A 15,629-nucleotide genomic window follows, 5' to 3' on the forward strand; every position below is an offset into this window, starting at 1 on the left:
CGGACGCACAGCGCGCTGGGAGGATGAGATGGATGCCAAAGTCGAAAGCGGCAGCGAAGCTTTTTCGCTGAACGCGGATCAGCGTGCAATCCAGGAAATGAGCCAGGCTTTCGCGGCGGACCGCGTCGCCCCCCATGCCCTGGAATGGGATGAAAAGCGGCATTTTCCCGCCGATGTCATCCGCGAGACAGGGCCGCTCGGCTTCGGCGGCATCTATGTGCGCGACGATGTTGGCGGCTCGGCGCTTGGCCGGCTGGACGCAGTGCTGATCTTCGAGGCACTCGCCGCCGCCTGTCCCGGCTTTTCCTCCTTCATCTCCATCCACAACATGGCGGCCTGGATGATCGACGTCTTCGGCAATGAGGAACAGCGCAAACGCTTCCTGCCGAAACTCACCAGCATGGAGTGGCTGGCCAGCTATTGCCTGACCGAGCCAGGCGCGGGTTCCGACGCGGCAGCGCTCAAAACCCGGGCCGTCAAGTCGGGCGATCACTATGTGATCAATGGCTCGAAACAATTCATCTCGGGCGCCGGCGTCAGCGACATCTATGTGACCATGGTGCGCACCGGCGAGGACGGGCCGAACGGCGTCTCCACTCTTGTCATACCGAAGGACGCTCCGGGACTCTCCTTCGGGCCGGCGGAAAAGAAGATGGGCTGGCATATGCAGCCCACGCGGCAGGTCGTTTTCGAGGATTGCCGGGTCCCGGTAGAAAACCTTCTCTCCGATGAGGGTCAGGGTTTCCGGATCGCCATGGCCGGGCTCGACGGCGGCCGTCTCAACATCGCCGCCTGCTCGCTCGGCGGCGCGCAATCGGCCGTCGACAAGGCGGTCGCCTACACGGGAGAGCGCGAGGCTTTTGGCCAGAAGATCAACCGCTTCCAGGGACTGCAATTCAAGCTGGCCGACATGGAGACGAACCTCAACGCATCGCGCATGTTGCTCTATACGGCGGCCGCAAGGCTGGATGCCAAGGCGCCCGATGCCTCCAAATGGTCCGCCATGGCGAAGCGCTTTGTCACCGACACCTGTTTCGACATCGCCAACGATGCACTGCAGCTCCATGGCGGCTACGGCTATCTGCACGAATACGGCCTGGAAAAACTGGTGCGCGACCTGCGCGTCCACCAGATCCTGGAAGGCACCAACGAGATCATGCGCGTCATCGTCGCGCGGCACATGGTGGGAAGGAGTTAGGGAGTAGGGAATGGGGCAGCAAGGCAATAGGAAGGCCGCCATATCCGGTGCCGGACGTTCTCACTGCCCTATTCCCATACTGCCTTGCTCCCTTGCTGCCCACCCCACTGGAGGAACCTCACATGGCCACCATTGCATTCATCGGCCTCGGCAATATGGGCAATCCCATGGCGGCCAATCTGGTCAAGGCCGGGCACGCGGTGACCGGCTACGATCTGGTCGCCGACAATCTGAAGAAGGCCGAAAGCAACGGCGTTTCCGTTGCCGGCAGCGCCCATAAGGCCATTGCCGGCACGGAGATCGTCATCACCATGCTGCCGGCTGGAGCGCATGTGATCTCGGTCTATGAAGACCTCGCGCCCCGCGCGCCGAAGGGAACGCTCTTTATCGATTCGTCCACCATCGACGTGGCATCCGCCCGCCGCGCCCATGAGATCGCCGCGGCGAACGGTCACCTTTCGGTCGACGCCCCCGTCTCGGGCGGCGTCGGCGGCGCGGAAGCCGGCACGCTGACCTTCATGGCGGGCGGCGGCGAGAAAGCCTTCGCAAGGGCCCGGCCGGTGCTCGACGCCATGGCCGGCAAGATCGTGCATTGCGGCGACGCCGGGGCCGGCCAGGCCGCCAAGATCTGCAACAATATGATCCTCGGCATTTCGATGATCGGGGTGTGCGAGGCTTTCGTGCTGGCCGAGAAGCTGGGCCTGTCGCACCAGGCGCTGTTCGACGTCGCGTCGACGTCGTCCGGCCAGTGCTGGTCGCTCACCACCTATTGCCCGGTTCCCGGCCCCGTGCCCGCCTCGCCCGCCAACCGCGACTACAAGCCCGGCTTTGCCGCCGGCCTGATGCTCAAGGATTTGCGCCTGGCGCAGGAGGCCGCGGGCAGCACGGGTGCCGCCACGCCGCTCGGCGCCGAGGCCGCTCAGCTCTACGCCCTCTTCGAATCCATGGGCAATGGAGGCGCGGATTTCTCCGGCATCATCAACTTCCTGCGCGGGAAAGCTGCACCGTCGCCGTAATGCACGAGCATGGCGCGAAACCTTACCCAATCGTAAAACTGCAGAAAAAACAGCAAATTAAGATTTGCGAAAGCACTTGCTAACCTCCCGGTAACGATGTCCGGCTAAAACGGTCTTCGAGGCGGACATCAAGGCCTCCAAGTGCTCCGGAAAAGGTCTCGCGTACCGGAGACAAGGGCCTGCCAGCGTATCGTATCAGGCAAGGTTTCCGCTTATGTGTGTGCGTAATGCCGCGTCTCTCCCCGCCCGGAGAGCGCGGCTTTCGCATATCGGCGATCCCACATGCCGTCCTCAGACCGGGCGGAACGCCTCGTCCACCGGCGGCCGCAAGCCGTTCGCCAGCCTGTTGGTCTCGTTGGCCATGCCGACGACGGCCATCACCTCCATGAGCTGGGCTTCGCTCATGCCCTTGGCGCGCGCCGAGGCGGTGTGGGAGTAGGTACAGTAGGTGCATCCATTGGTGGCCGAGACGGCAACATAGATCATCTCCTTCACCAGCGGATCGAGCGCGCCGGGGCCCATCACCTCCTTGACGCTTTCCCAGGTCCGCTTGAGCAGCGCCGGATCGTGCGCCAGCACCTTCCAGAAATTGTTCACCCAATCCGTCCCGCGCGTCTGCATAATGTCGTCATACACCGCGCGAACCTCGTCGTTCGCCACTTCATATTCCACCAGCGGCACCACGGGCCCATCCATCGTCGCCTCCTCGATTGCGCGGCCGGAGTATAACTCCGGCCGCCATTGCTACGTCAGGTCTCACGCAAGTCGATCTCCGCCTTGTCCAGCGCCCTGACGATACGGTCGCAGGCCATGTCGATCGTCTCCCTTGTCCAGATCAGCGGCGGCGACAGGATCATCGTATCGCCGACGGCGCGCATCATCATGCCTTCCGCGATTGCGTGGTCGCGCACGGCCACGGCCGCCGCGCCGCCGCCGTCGAAGCGCTTCCGCGTGTCCTTGTCGCTGACGATCTCGATGGCGCCCATCAGGCCGAAGCTGCGCGTCTCGCCGACGATGCCATGGCCGGCCAGGCGCTCTTCCAGCGCCTCGGCGAAATAGGGGCCGGTATCCTCGCGCACGCGCTCGATGAGGCCTTCGCGCACGATGATCTCGAGGTTCCTCAGCGCCACTGCGCAGGCCACCGGATGCCCCGAATAGGTGTAGCCGTGATAGAACTCGCCGCCCTTTTCCACCAGCGTGGCGGCGATGCGGTCGCCCACCAGAAGCGCCGAGAGCGGCTGATAGCCGGAGGTGAGCGCCTTGGCCGTGGTGATCGTATCGGGCTCCAGCCCCAACCTCTGGGCGGCGAACCATTCTCCCGTGCGGCCGTAGCCGGTGATCACCTCGTCGAGCATCAGGAGCACATCGTGCTTCTTGCAGATGCGGTCTATCTCCGGCCAATAGCTTTCCGGCGGAACCTTCACGCCGCCCGCCCCCATAGCCGGTTCGCCGATAAAGGCGGCGACGTTCTCTGGGCCGGATTCCAAAATGGCGTCCTCGACCGCTCTGGCCGCGCGCAGTCCGAAATCATGGTCGCTCTCGCCCTTCTCCTTCAGCTCGAACGCATAGGGCGGCATGACATGAGCGATATTGGGCACCGCGCCGTGGAGCTGTCCGTGCATGGCCTCCATTCCGCCGAGCGAGGTGCCTGCGATGGTCGAGCCGTGATAGGCCCATTTTCGCGATATGATGCGGTTCTTCTGCGGCTTCCCCTCCAGCGCCCAATAGTGCCGCACCAGCCGCAGCGCCGTGTCGTTGGCCTCCGACCCCGACGAGCCGTAAAATACCTGGTTGACGTTCTTCGGCGCGATCTCCGCCAGCTTTTGCGCGAGCAGCACCGGCGAAGGCGTGGAGCAGCGGAAGAAGGAGTTGTAGTAGGGCAACTCCTTCATCTGGGCATAAGCCACGTCGGCAAGCTCGTCGCGGCCATAGCCGATATTCACGCACCAAAGGCCGGCCATGCCGTCGAGAAGCTCATTGCCTTCGGTATCGTAGACGAAGGGGCCTTGGGCGTGGGTGATGATGCGCGCGCCCGCATCACGCAGATCCTTATGATCGGTGAAAGGATGCAGATGGTGCGCGGCATCGATGTCCTGAAGCTGCTTCAGGGAAAAGTTCTGATACGTCATGGGATTGGCGTCTCCGTTTGAATCGTTCCGGCAAGGGCCGGGCGGCGTTTCAAACGGAACGCGGCGGCGAGTATCCGATGCGGGCGCACAGCCGCAGAAGCTCCGCATGCCGTGTGCGCGGCGATGGCTTTGCGGCTGGCGCGATGTGCCCGAGCTTTTTCATGCGCCCAATGTAGCGGGTGCCGGCACCGGCAATCAAGCCGAACCGGCATCTGCCTCAAAAGGCCTTTTCGCGTCGCGCGATGTCGCATCTGTTGCCCTTTCCGTCGCCGCTCCCGTGTTCTGCGACCGAGGACGGGTCCATCATTCCGCTGTTCCAGGAGGATGAGGCGCTTGATGACCGAATTCAGCACGCCGAACGAAACCGCGCCGGAGCCGGGCCGCACCCGCCGCGGCGGGCGCACGGGAAAGCGGAATGGCGCTTCCGGCTTCTCCCAGCCGGCTTTCCAGCAGATCAAATCGCCCTTCCCCTGCACCCCGATCGTTTCCGATGACGAGCTGGAATCCATTCACCTCGCCTCGCTGCGCGTGCTTTCGGAGATCGGCCTGGAGGTGCTCCACGATGAAGCGCGTGCGATCATGAAGGAGCACGGCGCGGACGTTCGGCCGGACACCCATCGCGTCCATTTCGACGCCGAGCTGATCGCCGGGCTGATCGCCCATTGCCCGTCCGAATACACGCTCCACGCCCGCAACCCCGCCCATGACCTGCATATGGGCGGCAACAGCATGATCTTCTCGCAGATCGGCTCGGCGCCCAATTGCTCCGACACGGACCGGGGCCGCCGGCCGGGGAACCAGGCGGATTTCCGGAATTTCATCAAGCTCGCCCAGATGCACAACATCATCCACTGCATCGGCGGCTATCCGGTCGAGCCGATCGACGTGCATCCTTCGGTCCGCCATCTGGAATGCCTGCGCGATATCGTGACGCTGACGGACAAGGTTTTTCACATCTATTCGCTGGGCAAGGAGCGCAACGTGGACGGCATCGAGATAGCGCGCATCGTGCGCGGCCTCAGCCGCGAGCAGTTGCAGGAGCAGCCTTCCTGCATGACCGTCATCAACACCAATTCCCCGCTCAAGCTGGATGTTCCGATGATGGAAGGCATCATCCAGATGTCCTCCATGGGGCAGGCCGTCATCATCACGCCCTTCACGCTGGCCGGCGCCATGGCCCCCGTCACCATTGCCGGCGCGGTCGTCCAGCAGAACGCCGAGGCGTTGGCGGGGCTCGCCTTCAGCCAGATGGTCAGGAAAGGCGCGCCCGCCGCCTATGGCGGCTTTACCTCCAATGTCGACATGCGCTCCGGCGCCCCGGCCTTCGGCACGCCGGAATACATGAAGGCGCAATTACTGGGCGGCCAGCTCGCCCGCCGCTACGACATCCCCTATCGCAGCTCCAATGCCTGTGCGGCGAACACGGTGGACGCGCAAGCCGCCTATGAAAGCGTGTTCTCGCTGTGGGGCTGCGTCCAGTCCGGCACGAACTTCGTCAAGCATGCCGCCGGCTGGCTGGAGGGCGGGCTGTGCTGCTCCTACGAGAAGATGATGCTCGACATCGACCTCCTGCAGATGGTGGCCGAGTTCCTCACCCCGCTTGACCTCTCGCCGGATGCGCTGGCGGTCGATGCGATCCGCGACGTTGGCCCCGGCGGCCACTTCTTCGGCTCGCCGCACACCCAGGCCCGCTACAAGACCGCCTTCTACGCCCCCATCATCTCGGACTGGCGCAATTACGAAAGCTGGGCGCAGGCCGGCGCCCCCACGGCCATCGAACACGCCAACCGGCTATGGAAAGAGCGCCTCGCCCAATACGAGGAACCGCCCCTCGACCCGGCCATCCGCGAAGAACTCGACGATTTCGTCGCCCGGCGCATCCGCGAAGGCGGCGCGCCCACGGATTTTTAAGCCGATGCGCACCCGTCGACCCCCACTCCGATCCGCTTCGCGGACCACCTCTCCCCCGCTCGACGGGGGAGAGGAAGAGCCGGCCGCAACCTCAGGCACCCTTCCTCTCCCCCCAGCGGGGGGAGAGGTGGCCCGCAGGGACGGAGTGGGGGAAGACGCCGCCGCCACGCGAAGCCGCCGGAAAGCGGGCGTCACCAAACGCGCTCGTCAGCTCCGCCAGACCGATAATGAAGCGGAAGCCTTGCTCTGGCTGGAGTTGAAGCTGCGCAGGTTGGGCGGTTTCAAATTTACGCGCCAGTTCCCCATCGGCCCCTTCTTCGCTGACTTCGCTTGCCGGGAACGATGGCTCGTCGTCGAGGTCGACGGCAGTCAACATATCGAAAGTGCACATGACCGCAGGCGCGATGAGTTCATGCGTTCCCACGGCTACTCCGTGCTGCGCTTTTGGAATGTCGTCGTTCTGCAGCAGCGAAGCACGGTCTGCGAAACAATCCTTGCAGCCCTGGAGGGCCGCCTTGCCGAGGACGTCAGCGCTCCCAACCTGCGCTTCATACACGCCCCAAGATCAATTTCAGGTACGGACATAAGCAAATGAAATCCCACGCAAAAGCGGTTGTCATCGGTGGCGGCGTCGTTGGCTGCTCGGTCCTCTACCACCTCGCCCGCGCCGGCTGGCGGGACGTCCTGCTCATCGAGCGCTCGGAGCTTACCTCCGGTTCTTCCTGGCATGCCGCCGGCGGTTTCCACACGCTGAACGGCGACCCGAACGTCGCCCGGCTGCAGGCCTACACCGTGCAACTCTACAAGGAGATCGAGGAGCTTTCCGGGCAGTCCTGCGGCCTGCATCTGACCGGCGGCGTGATGCTGGCCGACAGCCCGGAGCGCATGGATTTCCTGCGGCTGGCCCATGCCAAGGGTCGCTATCTCGGCATGGAGACGGAACTGATCACGCCGTCGGAAGCCAAGGCGATGTTCCCGCTGATGGACGAGACGCATTTCGTCGGCGCCATGTGGGATCCGGTGGAAGGCCATCTCGACCCCTCAGGCACAACCCACGCCTATGCCAGGGCCGCGCGCAAGCTCGGCGCCGAGATCGTGCTTCGGAACCGTGTGACCGAGCTTACCCAGGAGCCGGACGGCACGTGGAACGTCGTCACCGAGCAGGGCACGGTAAAGGCCGAGCATGTGGTCAATTGCGGCGGCCTGTGGGCGCGCGAGGTGGGACGCATGGTTGGGCTGGAACTGCCGCTTCTGGCCATGGAGCACATGTATCTGCTCACCGAGCCCATGCCGGAGGTGGAAGAATTCAACCGCTCCACTGGCCGCGAGATGATCGGCGTCATCGATTTCAAGGGCGAAATCTATACGCGGCAGGAGCGCAACGGCATCCTGCTCGGCACCTATGAGAAGGCGGCGAAACCCTGGTCGCCGCGCCAGACGCCATGGGATTTCGGCCACGAGCTTCTGGAGCCCGACATCGACCGCATCGCGCCTTCGCTGGAAGTGGGCTTCCGCCATTTCCCGGCGCTGCAGAATGCCGGCATCAAGCAGATCATAAACGGCCCCTTCACCTTCGCGCCCGACGGCAACCCGCTGGTCGGGCCCGTGCAGGGGCTGACCAATTTCTGGTGCGCCTGCGCCGTCATGGCCGGGTTCAGCCAGGGCGGCGGCGTGGGGCTGGCGCTTGCCAACTGGATGGTCGACGGAGATCCCGGCTTCGACGTCTGGGGCATGGATGTCGCCCGCTTCGGCGAGTGGGCAAGCCTTCGCTACACCAACGCCAAAGTGCGCGAGAACTATTCCCGCCGCTTCTCCATCCGCTTCCCCAACGAGGAACTGCCCGCCGCTCGTCCCGCGCAGACGACGCCCCTCTACGACATCATGACCCGCGACAACAATGCGGTGATGGGCGATTCCTGGGGGCTGGAAACGCCGCTCTGGTTCGCGCCCAAGGGCACGGCGCCGAAGGATATCGTCTCCTTCCACCGCTCCAACGACTTCGAGCATGTGGGAGAAGAGGTGCGCGCCGTGCGCGAGCGCGTCGGCGTCACGGAGATCGCCAATTTCGCCAAGTACGAGGTCACGGGCCCCGGCGCGGAAGACTTCCTCAACCGACTGATGACCAACAGCATGCCGAAGACGGGCCGCATCGTGCTTTCGCCCATGCTCAACGAATTCGGCAAGCTCATCGGCGATTTCACCATCGCCAAGGCGCAAGAAGAGCGGTTCATGATCTGGGGCTCGTCGGCGGCGCAGGTCTATCACATGCGCTGGTTCGAAAAGCACCTGCCTGGGGACGGATCGGTTCGCATCCACCGTTTCGACCAGACGCTGGTGGGTCTTTCCATTGCCGGTCCGCAATCACGCGCCGTGCTGGAAAAGCTCGCCGACATCGACGTATCAAGAGATGCCTTCCGCTTCATGGATTTCCGCCAGATGGCGGTGGCCGGCTGCCCCTGCATGGTCAACCGGCTGACCTATACAGGCGATCTGGGCTACGAGATATGGATGCCGCCCGCCTATCAGCGCCAGGTGTATATGGCGATAAAGGAGGCAGGTGCGCCATTCGGCATCGCCGATTTCGGGATGCGCGCCCTGCTGTGCATGCGGCTGGAAAAGAACTTTCCGACATGGTTCCGCGAGTTGCGGCCGATCTACGGCCCGTACGAAGGCGGCATGGGCCGGTTCGTCAAGCTCGAGAAGAACGATTTCATCGGACGCGAGGCCGCCGCCAGGGAGCAGGCCGAGGGCCCGAAGCTTCGGCGGGTTTCGTTTGTCGTCGCGGTGTCGGACGCCGATGTGATGGGCGACGAGCCCATATGGGCCCGCGTGAACGGGCGCGAATTCGGCACCGTCGCAAAATCCCATGGCTTCGGCGCACAGCGCTTCGGCGCGGATGGTGGTGAGATCGAGGGCCGCGCCGCGCCGGACGGATCGGGCGGTGCGTCCTCAGTCAGGGGCATCGAGGATGGCGCCTGGCGCGTGGTCGGCTGGGTCACTTCGGGCGGATACGCGCATTATGTACGCAAATCCATGGCACAGGGCTACGTGCCGGCCGAACTCGCCGAGGATGAAAGCGAAGGCCTGTTCGAGATCGAAATCCTCGGTCACCGCCGCCCAGCCCGCATCAATATCGATCCGCCCTTCGATCCGGTGGGCGAGCGGATGAGGGGGTGAGGTGGCGCAGATCAGTCGCCCAGCGCCAGCACTTGCCGCAGGACGCGTATATCGTTGGGCGCGGTATATCTGGAGGTGATGTAGGGCAGGCCCTTGCGCCGGGCCGTCCAGCCGACGGCGACAAGCTCCGCCGCATATGGCTCGAAACGCTGGATCAGGGCCCAACTCCGGCAATCGACCGTGCACAGATCCGCCCTGCCCTCCGCCACCGCCTGCGCCGAGGCACGATGTGAGCCCGTCTCGACGGTCTCCGCGAACAGGCCTGCATCGCTGTCGATATCCTGCATGAGCGCGAGATAGCCGGACATCGAAACCGGTTCGTTATAGGCGATGCGCGCGCCTTTCATCCGGTCCAGCGGCAGCAAGGCGTTTCCCTCCAGGGGAGCGGCGACGCTTCTTTCGGCGCCCTCGCCCCGCCGCATCAGGACGGCGCTGGAATAGCAGGCCCCGGCACCACCCTCGCAGGACGAATAGTCGGGCTGGCCGACCAGTTGCACATGCTCATGCAGGCCCGCATTCATCGGGCCCCAGCAGGTCTGCGCCAAAAGCAGGTCCGGATGATGCCACAGTGCCTGCAGGTCCAGTTCGTCGGACGGCAGGTCCGCCGGATCGGCGGCGATGACCGCACCGGTCTCGTCGCGGATCCCGCCCGGCACCGGCGGCAGAGCAGCATTATTGCGGGCAAGCCGCTCCGGAGCCTCGACGCCGCAGGATCGCAGCGCCTTGGCAAGCTGGCTCCACAGCGCATCCGTCTCAGCCCGGATTTCGGGCCAGTCATACATCGGCAGCGCGGCAACCTGGCTCATGGCCGAATGTGTACGCAAACGGACGTAAGGTTCAAGCTTTTATAGAGAAAACCCGGTGTTGCGGCTGTTTTTCAGTCGTCCGTGGGTTTGGCAGGGACCGGCATCGCACCGCCCCGTGCCTTGGCGCCCGCAACCCGTGGACGGAAGGCACGCGGCTGGTGCGGCTCGCGGCGCAGGATCGGATGAGGAACCGGCTCCTTTCCCTTGAAGGCAAAATCCCTGAAAAGCGCCAGGTAGTTCGGGTAGGCGTAGCCGCCGTTCAGCCGAAGCCACTCCTCGCGCTTCTGCCGGTAGTGCTCCGGCAGCCGGTACCACGGGACGGTCGGCATCTTGTGGTGAACGAGGTGCAGGTTGTTGTTCAGGAACAGGAAGGACAGCGGCGAGCGCTCGACGATGATCGTTCGCCCGTCCGGCCGCTCGGACCATTGGTGCTCGGCAAAGGTCCTGATCGAGATCAGCGATTGGCCGAACCATGCGGGCACCAGCACATAGAGCCACAGGGGCATCGAGAAGACATAGCCAATGACAGGCAGCACAATGGCAAGTCCCACACCATGCAGAAGCCACGCCCGGCGCACTGCGGCATCGCCCTGGCGGATCAGGCGCAACTCGGAAGCGATGAAACCGAAATTCATGATTGCCGGTCCCAGGATGAAGCGCCCGAGCATGGTGTTGTTGATGTCGAGCAGCCGGCGCGCCCACCCGGGCATGGCCTCATATTCCCAAAGGGCCCGGTAATAGCTTTCCGGATCCTCGAACGGGTCGGTCAGCCTTTCGTCGGCATGGTGGCGCAGATGGAGTGCCTTGAACCGGCGATAGGGGTAGACGAGGCCGATGGGCAGGAAGACGAGCGCCTCGTTCACCCGTGGGTTCCGGGTGGGATGGCCGTGCAGGCACTCGTGCATCAGCGACGACTGCAGCGCGACCGTGAATGTCAGGATCACCAGCGCCGCGACAGGCCAATCGGGCCACAGGAAAATGCCCGCGCCACCCCAGGCGGCGTAGCACACCAGAATCAAGGCAAATGTCGGCCATTCAATCGCCGGACGACCGTCCCGGCTCTTGTTCTCACGTCTCATTCTTTTCCCTGGTTGGCGCCGCCCCGCTGCGAATCGCCGCGCGTAGCCTTCGCTTGACTGACAGGAGGATGTCAGCAGGAACGCCGCGCTTCAACGAGAGAATGAGCACAATACGTTGCGGATGCGCAGCAAGCATCGCATTTGTTTACTAAAGTAACGAAACGCGGTATATAAACCTCCTTTCGAGGAAATCTCATGGATCGCATGATCGACAAGCGCGACCTTTCCGGCACGTTCCGCGAGCGCATGAAACTTTTGATGCAGCGCACCGGCCTCAACCAGTCGGCCTTTGCCGGCGCCGTCGGCATCGACCGGTCGGCCCTGTCGCAGCTTCTCTCGGGAAGCTCGACCCGCCTGCCCCGCGCCGAGACGCTGCTGAATATCGCCGCCGAGCATCAGGTCTCGCTCGATTGGCTGCTTGGCCTCAGCCAGGACGAAGGCATTACGGGAGAACTGCGCGAGAGCCTGGAGATTGCGGAAGCGGAAGCAGGCTTCGGCAGCACCATGCTCGCCAAATGGCACGCCGAGGCGGTCGGAACCAAAATCCGCTACGTGCCCTCCGGCATCCCAGACCTGCTGCGCACCGAGGCGGTGATCGACTTCGAGGCCGACGCAGCCCACATCAGCCGCGATGCCCAGCGCGAGGAAGCCCAATACCGTGTGGACTATAACCGCCGACCCGAGACGGATATGGAGGTCTGCATGCCACGCCAGACCCTGGAGCTGTTCGCCCTTGGCAAAGGCCGATGGGACGGCCTGCCGGCGGCGGTGCGCGCGGCGCAGCTTGCCCATATGGCCGATCTGATCGAGGATCTCTACCCCACCTTCCGGCTGTTCCTTTTCGACTGGCGGCAGCGTTTTTCCGCGCCCTACACGGTTTTCGGCCCCTATCGGGCGGCGATCTACATGGGTGGCATGTATCTCGTTCTGAACGCCCGCCAGACCGTGACGACGCTGACGCGCCATTTCGACGGCCTCATTCGTATCGCCGAAATCAACGCCCACGAAACGGCCGGCTTCATCCGGGGACTTAAGGTCGAATGACGCGTTGACGACATATAAAGATTTCTTTATATGTTTGCGAAACCCCAAGCATTCCAATGAAGGCGGCATCTCATGCAGAACCCGATCGACGCGCTTATTGCGGAAAAAGGCGTACTGCTCGCCGATGGCGCGACCGGCACAAACCTCTTCGCCATGGGGCTGCAGTCCGGCGAGGCGCCGGAGTTTTGGAACGATGAAGCGCCGGAAAAGATCGAGGCGCTGCATCAGGGCTTCATCGATGCGGGCGCCGATATCATCCTGACCAATTCCTTCGGCGGCACGCGGCACCGGCTCAAGCTGCACGACGGCCAGGATCGTGTCTTCGAGCTCAACAAGAAAGCCGCCGAGATCGCCTGCCGCGTCGCCGCCAAGGCTGGCCGCCGCGTCATCGTCGCCGGCTCCGTCGGCCCTACCGGCGAACTGCTGGTGCCGCTGGGGGCGCTCACCTACGAGGCCGCCGTCGAGGCCTTCGCGGAACAGATCGAGGGCCTCAAGGCCGGCGGCGCGGAAGTCGCCTGGATCGAGACCATGTCGGCGCCCGACGAGATCAAGGCCGCGGCAGAAGCAGCGATCAAAGTGGGCCTGCCCTACACCTATACCGGTTCGTTCGACACGGCCGGCCGCACCATGATGGGCCTCGCCCCAAAGAATATTCACGATGTCGGCGAAACGCTGCCGCAGAAGCCGGTTGCCGTGGGCGCCAATTGCGGCGTCGGCGCGCCCGATATCCTTGCGGCCCTGCTGGACATGTCCGAAGCCCGCCCCGACGCCACCATCGTGGTCAAGGGCAATTGCGGCATCCCGGAATTTCGTGGTACCGAGATCCATTATTCGGGCACGCCCGAACTCATGAGCGAGTATGTGCGCCTTGCCGTCGACGGCGGCGCCAGGATCATCGGCGGCTGCTGCGGCACCTCGTTCGAGCACCTGGCCGCCATGCGCAAGGCGCTCGATGGGCACCAGAAGAACGGTCGCCCCGACATCGCCGCCATCGAAGCCCGCGTTGGCCCGATGCGCAACAAGGGCGCGGCCCAGAGCGGTGCCGATAGCGGACCCGGCAGAAGCCGGCGCAGACGTACCGGGTCGAATACAGAGGCCAGCCTTCGCGGGAAGCCCTGAACGCATCCAGGATGGGCTTGAGTTGGGCACTCCCAGAATACAACTAGGGATCGCCGGAAAACTGACTTTAATACCAGTAATAGAAATCTTTAAGCTTATTCGGTTGTTTTTTTTCGAGCCGCGCAAAAACCACGCTCCGAATTAACGTTTTAGTCAACGATAGAGCCTGATCGTTACCCGAACCAAGAATGGGCGGGGACTATCGGATGTATAACCGAATAAGGCGGTTTGCTGGGGATCGCTCGGGGGCCACGGCAATCGTTGTCGTACTCCTGCTCCCGATCTTGCTGGGAATGAGCGCGCTGTCGATCGAGTATGGGTCCGGCCTTCTTACCCGCGTGAAAAATCAGCGGGCAGCGGACCTCGCGTCCATCGCCGGCGCTCTGGCATATAGCGACACGGGATCGGAAGAGCGCATGCGGGCTGCAGCGGCCGATGTCGCCGCGCTCAACGGTCTGCCCGGCTCCTCTATTGTGACCACGCTTTCGTCCTCACCGCGCGATCCCGATGCTGAGGCCGTTCACGTCACGATAAAAACCAGCAACAAGCTCGTGCTCGCTACCGTATTGGGTATAGATCCCTCGCTGAAGATAGCGGCGCAGGCCAATACTGCCATCGCTACCGAAAGCGGCGGCTGCATTCTCGCTCTGGATCAAGCCGGCTCGGGAATCACACTATCCGGCGGCGTGAGAGTAAATGCAGGTTCCTGCAACGTAGCCTCCAATGCCACGATAACGGCGCCCTGCGGCACCAGGATCACCACGGAAGGCGCCAATTATTTCTCGGAAAGCGCGCCTGCCGACTGCCGGTGGAGCGATAATATCGTAAAGCCGGACGGCAACCCTGCTCCAACCAGCAAAAAGTACACCGACGATCCTCTCGCCGGAAATGAAGGCGTGGCCACGCTCCAAGCCCGTTTCAACGAAATGGATAAAGCGGTCTGGCCGAGCAAGGTTTCCGTCGCGAAAAGAGAAAACATCCATTTCGGCTGGTCCCCGCTCAAGGACCGGGAGTTGGAGGCCCTGAACGCGACAGATTGCGCAGCCACGAGACCCGACGGCGCATGGAGTTCCCACTGGGTCGTCACCTGCACCGGCGACGAAGTCAATCTCGGTTCGATCACCGCCGATGGCGGTATCCGGATAGACTTCAACAACGCGAGCAGCGAGCCGCCGATCCGGAAGATCACCTATAATTTCTCGGGCGCCATCAACACGCAAAACGCTCCGATCGCGTTCGGTCCGGGAACCTTCAACATCATGGAAGGCGTCTACGGGGCCAATGTCACTTTCGGCGCGGGGACCTTCCACATCGGTCGGGGTACGACCCAATGCGGGGCCAGCTTCTACAGCATCTGCAACTCCGGCACGATGACCTTTGATGGGCCGAGCACGTTCGTTCTGGATGCCGGAATCCATAATGGTGGCGGCGCGAAGCTCTCGCTCGGCGCCGGCGCTTCCAACAGCTATATCATACGGTCCGCCGGGAACGGCGACGCCATAACCGTAAGCGGCGGCTCGCGCACTCATCTGGCCGACGCCACCGGGAAAGACGGCGTCTACCGCGTCGGCGGCAATGTGAACGGCAGCGGCGGCGGAAGCTGCCTGGTCTTTCCTGCCGCCGAGCAACACGACATATCGGGCAATGTGCATCTGGCAGGTGGCGCCAAACTGGGCGCCGGGATCTACACGATCGACGGCTATTTCAAGATCGATACGGGCGGCGCCAATTGCTCCGACTGGCCGGGCGCGATCTACGGCAAGGATGTGAACATCATCATTTCAGGCAAGACGACTCCCAGCGACTGGTCGTGCCGGGAACGCGCCTTCTGCATAAGCGGAGGCAACAGCGTCACCTTGTTGGCTCCGGTCTCTGGAGCACTGGCCAAACTGGCGGTCATTGGCCCGCAATCACCCGATGTTACGTCCGGGGCAATGATTGATGCGGGCGGCAAGGCACGCATCTCAGGCGCATTCTACTTCCCCAACGGCGATGTCGACATGCACGGCGGCGGCAGGATCGAGGGCGCCGAGGGCGATTGCCTGCAGCTGATCGGCGCAAGCGTCTCGTTGTCCGGCGGCACTTCCGCCACGTCGGAATGCGTCGAGGCGAGCGGCGCCGGCAATATCGCCCTCATTCAATAGTCCGCC

12 protein-coding genes are annotated in these 15,629 nt (G+C 63.5%); 8 read left to right on the plus strand and 4 right to left on the minus strand.

From position 1 onward, the window contains the following. Positions 1-28: 28 nt before the first annotated feature. Both N1058_RS13070 and mmsB read left to right on the plus strand, forming a co-directional pair. Positions 29-1,198, plus strand: a complete 1,170-nt coding sequence (locus N1058_RS13070) for an isobutyryl-CoA dehydrogenase (protein ID WP_265518006.1) — start codon at positions 29-31, stop codon at positions 1,196-1,198. A 122-nt stretch (positions 1,199-1,320) separates the two neighbouring features. Next, a complete protein-coding gene (gene mmsB, locus N1058_RS13075) occupies positions 1,321-2,214 on the plus strand; it encodes a 3-hydroxyisobutyrate dehydrogenase (RefSeq protein ID WP_265518008.1) in 894 nt (297 codons plus the stop codon). A 291-nt stretch (positions 2,215-2,505) separates the two neighbouring features. Here mmsB and N1058_RS13080 read toward each other — a convergent pair whose 3' ends face one another. Both N1058_RS13080 and N1058_RS13085 read right to left on the minus strand, forming a co-directional pair. Continuing rightward, on the minus strand, positions 2,506-2,910 hold the full coding sequence (locus N1058_RS13080) for a carboxymuconolactone decarboxylase family protein (RefSeq protein WP_265518009.1): 405 nt from the start codon (positions 2,908-2,910) through the stop codon (positions 2,506-2,508). A gap of 53 nt (positions 2,911-2,963) precedes the next feature. After that, positions 2,964-4,343: an aspartate aminotransferase family protein gene (locus N1058_RS13085; RefSeq protein WP_265518010.1), complete on the minus strand. Its 1,380-nt coding sequence runs from the start codon at positions 4,341-4,343 to the stop codon at positions 2,964-2,966. A gap of 336 nt (positions 4,344-4,679) precedes the next feature. Between N1058_RS13085 and N1058_RS13090 the strand changes: the two genes are divergently transcribed. Genes N1058_RS13090 through N1058_RS13100 form a run of 3 tightly spaced genes read left to right on the plus strand, consistent with a single transcriptional unit; the run spans position 4,680 to position 9,431 of the window. Next, on the plus strand, positions 4,680-6,254 hold the full coding sequence (locus N1058_RS13090; protein WP_265518011.1) for a trimethylamine methyltransferase family protein: 1,575 nt from the start codon (positions 4,680-4,682) through the stop codon (positions 6,252-6,254). 4 nt (positions 6,255-6,258) lie between these two features. After that, the gene (locus N1058_RS13095; RefSeq protein ID WP_420847982.1) at positions 6,259-6,849 is read left to right on the plus strand and encodes an endonuclease domain-containing protein; all 591 of its coding nucleotides are present in this window, start codon (positions 6,259-6,261) and stop codon (positions 6,847-6,849) included. After that, positions 6,846-9,431: a GcvT family protein gene (locus N1058_RS13100; RefSeq protein WP_265518012.1), complete on the plus strand. Its 2,586-nt coding sequence runs from the start codon at positions 6,846-6,848 to the stop codon at positions 9,429-9,431. Before N1058_RS13095 ends, N1058_RS13100 begins: the two co-directional genes overlap by 4 nt. Positions 9,432-9,442: 11 nt before the next feature. Here the strand turns inward: N1058_RS13100 and N1058_RS13105 are convergent, their stop codons facing one another. Both N1058_RS13105 and N1058_RS13110 read right to left on the minus strand, forming a co-directional pair. Beyond that, complete coding sequence (locus N1058_RS13105; protein WP_265518013.1) at positions 9,443-10,237, minus strand: phosphate/phosphite/phosphonate ABC transporter substrate-binding protein; 795 nt, start codon at positions 10,235-10,237, stop codon at positions 9,443-9,445. Positions 10,238-10,308: 71 nt separating this feature from the next. Beyond that, entirely contained in the window at positions 10,309-11,316 is a 1,008-nt protein-coding gene (locus tag N1058_RS13110; protein ID WP_265518014.1) for a fatty acid desaturase, read from the minus strand. A gap of 204 nt (positions 11,317-11,520) precedes the next feature. Between N1058_RS13110 and N1058_RS13115 the strand changes: the two genes are divergently transcribed. From N1058_RS13115 to N1058_RS13125, 3 genes are all read left to right on the plus strand, one after another. Next, positions 11,521-12,360, plus strand: coding sequence for a helix-turn-helix domain-containing protein (locus N1058_RS13115; RefSeq protein ID WP_265518200.1), 840 nt, complete (start codon positions 11,521-11,523; stop codon positions 12,358-12,360). Positions 12,361-12,432: 72 nt separating this feature from the next. After that, positions 12,433-13,479, plus strand: a complete 1,047-nt coding sequence (bmt, locus tag N1058_RS13120; protein ID WP_265518015.1) for a betaine--homocysteine S-methyltransferase — start codon at positions 12,433-12,435, stop codon at positions 13,477-13,479. A gap of 206 nt (positions 13,480-13,685) precedes the next feature. Next, positions 13,686-15,623, plus strand: coding sequence for a pilus assembly protein TadG-related protein (locus N1058_RS13125; RefSeq protein WP_265518016.1), 1,938 nt, complete (start codon positions 13,686-13,688; stop codon positions 15,621-15,623). The last annotated feature ends 6 nt before the right edge of the window (positions 15,624-15,629 follow it).

Source organism: Nitratireductor luteus (assembly GCF_026162365.1).
Taxonomy (GTDB): Bacteria; Pseudomonadota; Alphaproteobacteria; order Rhizobiales; family Rhizobiaceae; genus Chelativorans; species Chelativorans luteus.